The organism is Rhodobaculum claviforme (assembly GCF_016653255.1).
GTDB lineage: Bacteria > Pseudomonadota > Alphaproteobacteria > Rhodobacterales > Rhodobacteraceae > Rhodobaculum > Rhodobaculum claviforme.
Window position 1 is genome coordinate 1 of the sequence record NZ_NHSD01000221.1, and the last position, 3,453, is coordinate 3,453.

Consider the following 3,453-nt stretch of genomic DNA (forward strand, 5'->3'; position numbering starts at 1 on the left):
ACTACCTCGCCGACACCCTCCGCGCCATCCTCGACGGCCACCCCAAATCCCGCATCGAGGACCTCATGCCCTGGCGCTACGCGCAGCCGTCAAGCCTCGCCGCATAGGGCCCAGCCATCGCGCTTACGTCAATCAGCGTTGGTTGTGAGGATAAGGGACGCGGCTGCAGACATGCAAGCGGGCCCGGCATCTCTGCCGGGCCGCGTCGTGTTGTGACTCACCGCCAAGTCTTGGGGGTTTTCTCGTGGCGTTTTGCCTGCGCGGGGGTGCGAGGCTTCCACTTGTCAGGGTTACTCCTTGCAGAGCCTTTTGCGTAGCCTCTGCCTGGCTTGCCCTTGCTCCCGGACTTGTCGCCGCTCCGGGAGAACCAACTTGTAAGTCCCATCTTCGCCTCCTCTTTAGGGGAATACTATCCGGAGGCGTTTGGGAGCGGGTATCACGCTATAGCAGTATGCGTCAACCATTCCTGACGCTGGACGTGAACTGATCGACGGAGGTCAGCTCGCCGCCGTCGCCACGCCGTCCAGCCGCACCGCGACGCTGGTGATCGCGTTCCCGGCGGCCTCAGTGGCGATGCCGATGGGAAAGCGCCCCGCGGCTGGGGTGGTCACCACCTTGGCAATGTTGTCCCAGGCCACCCGCGCGCCGACGGTGAGGACCGCGGCGCTGGCCTTCGGCAGCTTGTAGACGCCGGTGGTGGCCAGTTCGAGCGGGTCGCCCTCGGCGGCCGAGTAGGCGGCGATTCCGAAGATGTTGCCGACGATCAGCCCCGCGCCCGAGGCGATCCCTCCCGCGGGCGTGGGCACGGTGATGACGTGGCCGTTCTGGATGTAGGTCTTCATGGTTCAGAGCCCTTTCGAGGATTGGATGCGGACGACGGAGACGCGCCCCTCGGCGCCTGCGATCTTGCGGTTGAGGTCCGCGAGCGCGGCGGCCATCTCGCCGTCGCTCGCGTAGGTGACGCGCTTGCCGTCGTATTCGACGGTGCGGACGCCCCGGTAGCGCGCGGCCATCAGGGCGTCGCGCCAGACGGTGAGCTGGGCGAGGCTGACCATCAGGCGCCCGCGTTCATGAACCAGCCGCGGTGGTCGATGAAGCCCGCGCCGAAGTCCAGGATCACCCGGATCTCGACGCCATCGACGTCCCAGCCCGAGCGGCTCTCGACCTGCGGACCTTCCGCGCCCGAGAGATAGGCGAACTCCAGCCCGTCGATCTCGCCGGGGTCGGCGGTGACGTACCAGCGCGTGGCCGAGGAGAGGCGCGGCTCGACCATCAGCGAGAGCGAGCCCGAGAACGGGTTCACATCCGCTGCCGTCGCGGGCGCGATGGAGGCCAGCCACTTCTCGGCGGTGGTCTCCAGCGCGGGCGGGACCAGCAGGTTGCGGGGCGTCACGCGGATCGTGCGATCCTCGATGCCCTTCTGGGTGCGCAGCGCCAGCCGGGCTGCCGAGAGGGTGGCGTCGGAGATCGCCGCCCCGGTGCCCGCCTTGTTGCCGTGATCGGCGTGGAACAGCGTCTTGCCGTCCGACAGGGTCGGCCCGTTGCCGCTGCCCGCCTCGAGGAGGGTGACGAGGATCCGCGCCTCGGTCTCGGCCGCGGCCTGTCCCATGCGGCGGGCGAGGTCCGCGAAGGCGCCGAGGTCGTCGTTCACCAGCACCTGCCGGGTGATGCCGATCTTCCGCGCCCAGGTCTCGACCTTGTAGGCCTCGCGCGCCTCGGCCATCGTCCCGGCCTTGATCTCGCCGTGCTCGTTCAGCTTCTCCAGCAGCGGCGCCTCGCCCAGCATGATCTTGTTCACCGCGCGGAAGTCCCGAGCCGTGGTCTGGCGGCCGAGGCGGCGGATGCCCGAGGGCGCGGCCTGGTAGGCGTCGCGCAGCACCCGGCCCACCGTGTCTCCGAGGATGATCGGGAAGTCGGAGGTCGTGTGCAGGGCGCGGGTCACGAGGCTCGCGGGCGAGAGCGCCATGGTGGATTCGCCGCGGAGAGTCAGCAGCTCCTTCGCCATGTCGACCGGGGTCGAATAGGCGTAGCGCCGGGCTGGCTCGCTCAGTTCGTGCCGTGGATTGATCCGGGCGTAGAGCGCCTCGCCCATCTGGCGTGCGCGCAGGGCGGGGTCGTCCTGGCTGTCGCCCATCTCGACGCGGACCTGTTCGGTGCGGATCGGCGGCGCGCTGCGCTTGGCCAGCGCCTCGAAGGCCGCGCGGCGGGCGGTGTCGGGATCGGCGCCTCCGTCGATCTGGCCTTCGATCCAGGACTGGTCGAGCCCAGCGATCCGGGCGATGGAGCGGATCTCGGCGTTCGCCTCGGCGCGGGCCTCGGTGGTCGGCGCCTCGGGCTGGGCCAGGGTGGTGGTCATGTCGGTCATCTCTGTCTCCATGCGAATATGGGCGCCGGGGTCGGCGGGCGTCGGCACCAGGGAAATCTCGTGAGGGGTCCAGCGCACCGCGGTCAGCACGCGCGCGCCGTTCTCGGTGGTCTCCGCCCAGTCCTCGACCGAGTAGCCGACCGAGACGTGCCGCAGGATGCCCGCCAGCACGTCCTGCCAGACCGGCTCAACCTCGGGCCGGGCCGAGAACTGGATGACGGCCGTGCCGCGCTTGCCGTCGACGGCGGCGCTGCGGACGGAGCCGAGCACGTCGCGGACGGCGGTCTGTCGATGCGCGTCCAGGACGCTGGCACTTTCGAGCCGCGACAGGTCTACTGCCTGCGGATCGAGGCTCAGCCGCTCGATGTATGGCCCCGCCATGTCGCGGCGGCGCACCGGTGCGCCGGTGGACCAGATCACCTCCACGGTGCGCGCCTCCGGATCGGCAGTCGCGGGCGTCAGCGTCGCGCGGCGGGTGAGCAGGCAAACATTGTCGCTCCCGACGTCTGACCGCGTCGATGCCGGGGTTGTCGCGGTGTCAGCCATCGGCGGCCTCCTTCTGCTGCTGTGCCGTCGTCTGGCCGAAACTCAGCCCCAGCCCCTCCGCGCGCTCGCGATCCGCGGCGATCTCGGCATCCACCTGTTCGGCGTCGTAGCCGCGCTCGGAGATCGCCTGGGACCGGCTCTTGAGCCCCGCGCCGATCGCCACGATCTCGGCCTGCACGTCCTTCATCGGATCGACGTAATCGAACTTCGGCGGCAGCCATTCGCACCCCAAGTAGGCGTCCGGGTTCCGGTCGAAGTCCCGCGCGGGCAGCTCGCCCGTGAGCACCGCCAGCCGCACGAACCGCTCCCAGACCGGGCGGCAGAACAGGTGCACCACCACGTTGTGCTGAAGCTGCTCGACCCTGCGTCGGAACTCGATCAGCCCGGCCCGGATCGAGGAATAGGTGACGCCCTCTAGGCTCAGGACTCATAGCCAGAAGATGACGGTTGCGGCGAGGGCGATGGCGGAGAGGAAGACCTTGGGGCATCGGTCGTAGCGTGTGGCGATGCGGCGCCAGTCCTTGAGCCTGCCGAACATGATT

Annotated in this window: 5 protein-coding genes and 1 pseudogene; 1 reads left to right on the forward strand and 5 read right to left on the reverse strand. The window is 69.3% G+C overall.

Annotation, left to right across the window (positions count from 1 at the left end; all coding sequences use genetic code 11):
- A partial coding sequence (locus CCR87_RS07835) for a transposase domain-containing protein (protein ID WP_147277395.1) occupies window positions 1–107 on the forward strand: 107 nt, incomplete at its 5' end.
- A gap of 390 nt (window positions 108–497) precedes the next feature.
- Here the strand turns inward: CCR87_RS07835 and CCR87_RS07840 are convergent.
- From CCR87_RS07840 to CCR87_RS07860, 5 genes and pseudogenes are all read right to left on the reverse strand, one after another.
- Complete coding sequence (locus tag CCR87_RS07840; protein WP_201156989.1) at window positions 498–842, reverse strand: DUF2190 family protein; 345 nt, start codon at window positions 840–842, stop codon at window positions 498–500.
- A gap of 3 nt (window positions 843–845) precedes the next feature.
- A complete protein-coding gene (locus CCR87_RS07845; protein WP_201156990.1) occupies window positions 846–1,055 on the reverse strand; it encodes a phage head-tail joining protein in 210 nt (69 codons plus the stop codon).
- Window positions 1,055–2,911, reverse strand: coding sequence for a prohead protease/major capsid protein fusion protein (locus CCR87_RS07850; RefSeq protein ID WP_201156991.1), 1,857 nt, complete (start codon window positions 2,909–2,911; stop codon window positions 1,055–1,057). The genes CCR87_RS07845 and CCR87_RS07850 overlap by 1 nt, the downstream gene beginning before the upstream one ends.
- Window positions 2,904–3,251: a phage portal family protein gene (locus CCR87_RS07855; protein ID WP_242511915.1), complete on the reverse strand. Its 348-nt coding sequence runs from the start codon at window positions 3,249–3,251 to the stop codon at window positions 2,904–2,906. Before CCR87_RS07855 ends, CCR87_RS07850 begins: the two co-directional genes overlap by 8 nt.
- A gap of 87 nt (window positions 3,252–3,338) precedes the next feature.
- Window positions 3,339–3,453 (reverse strand): annotated as a pseudogene (locus CCR87_RS07860) (IS5/IS1182 family transposase); the annotation flags it as partial.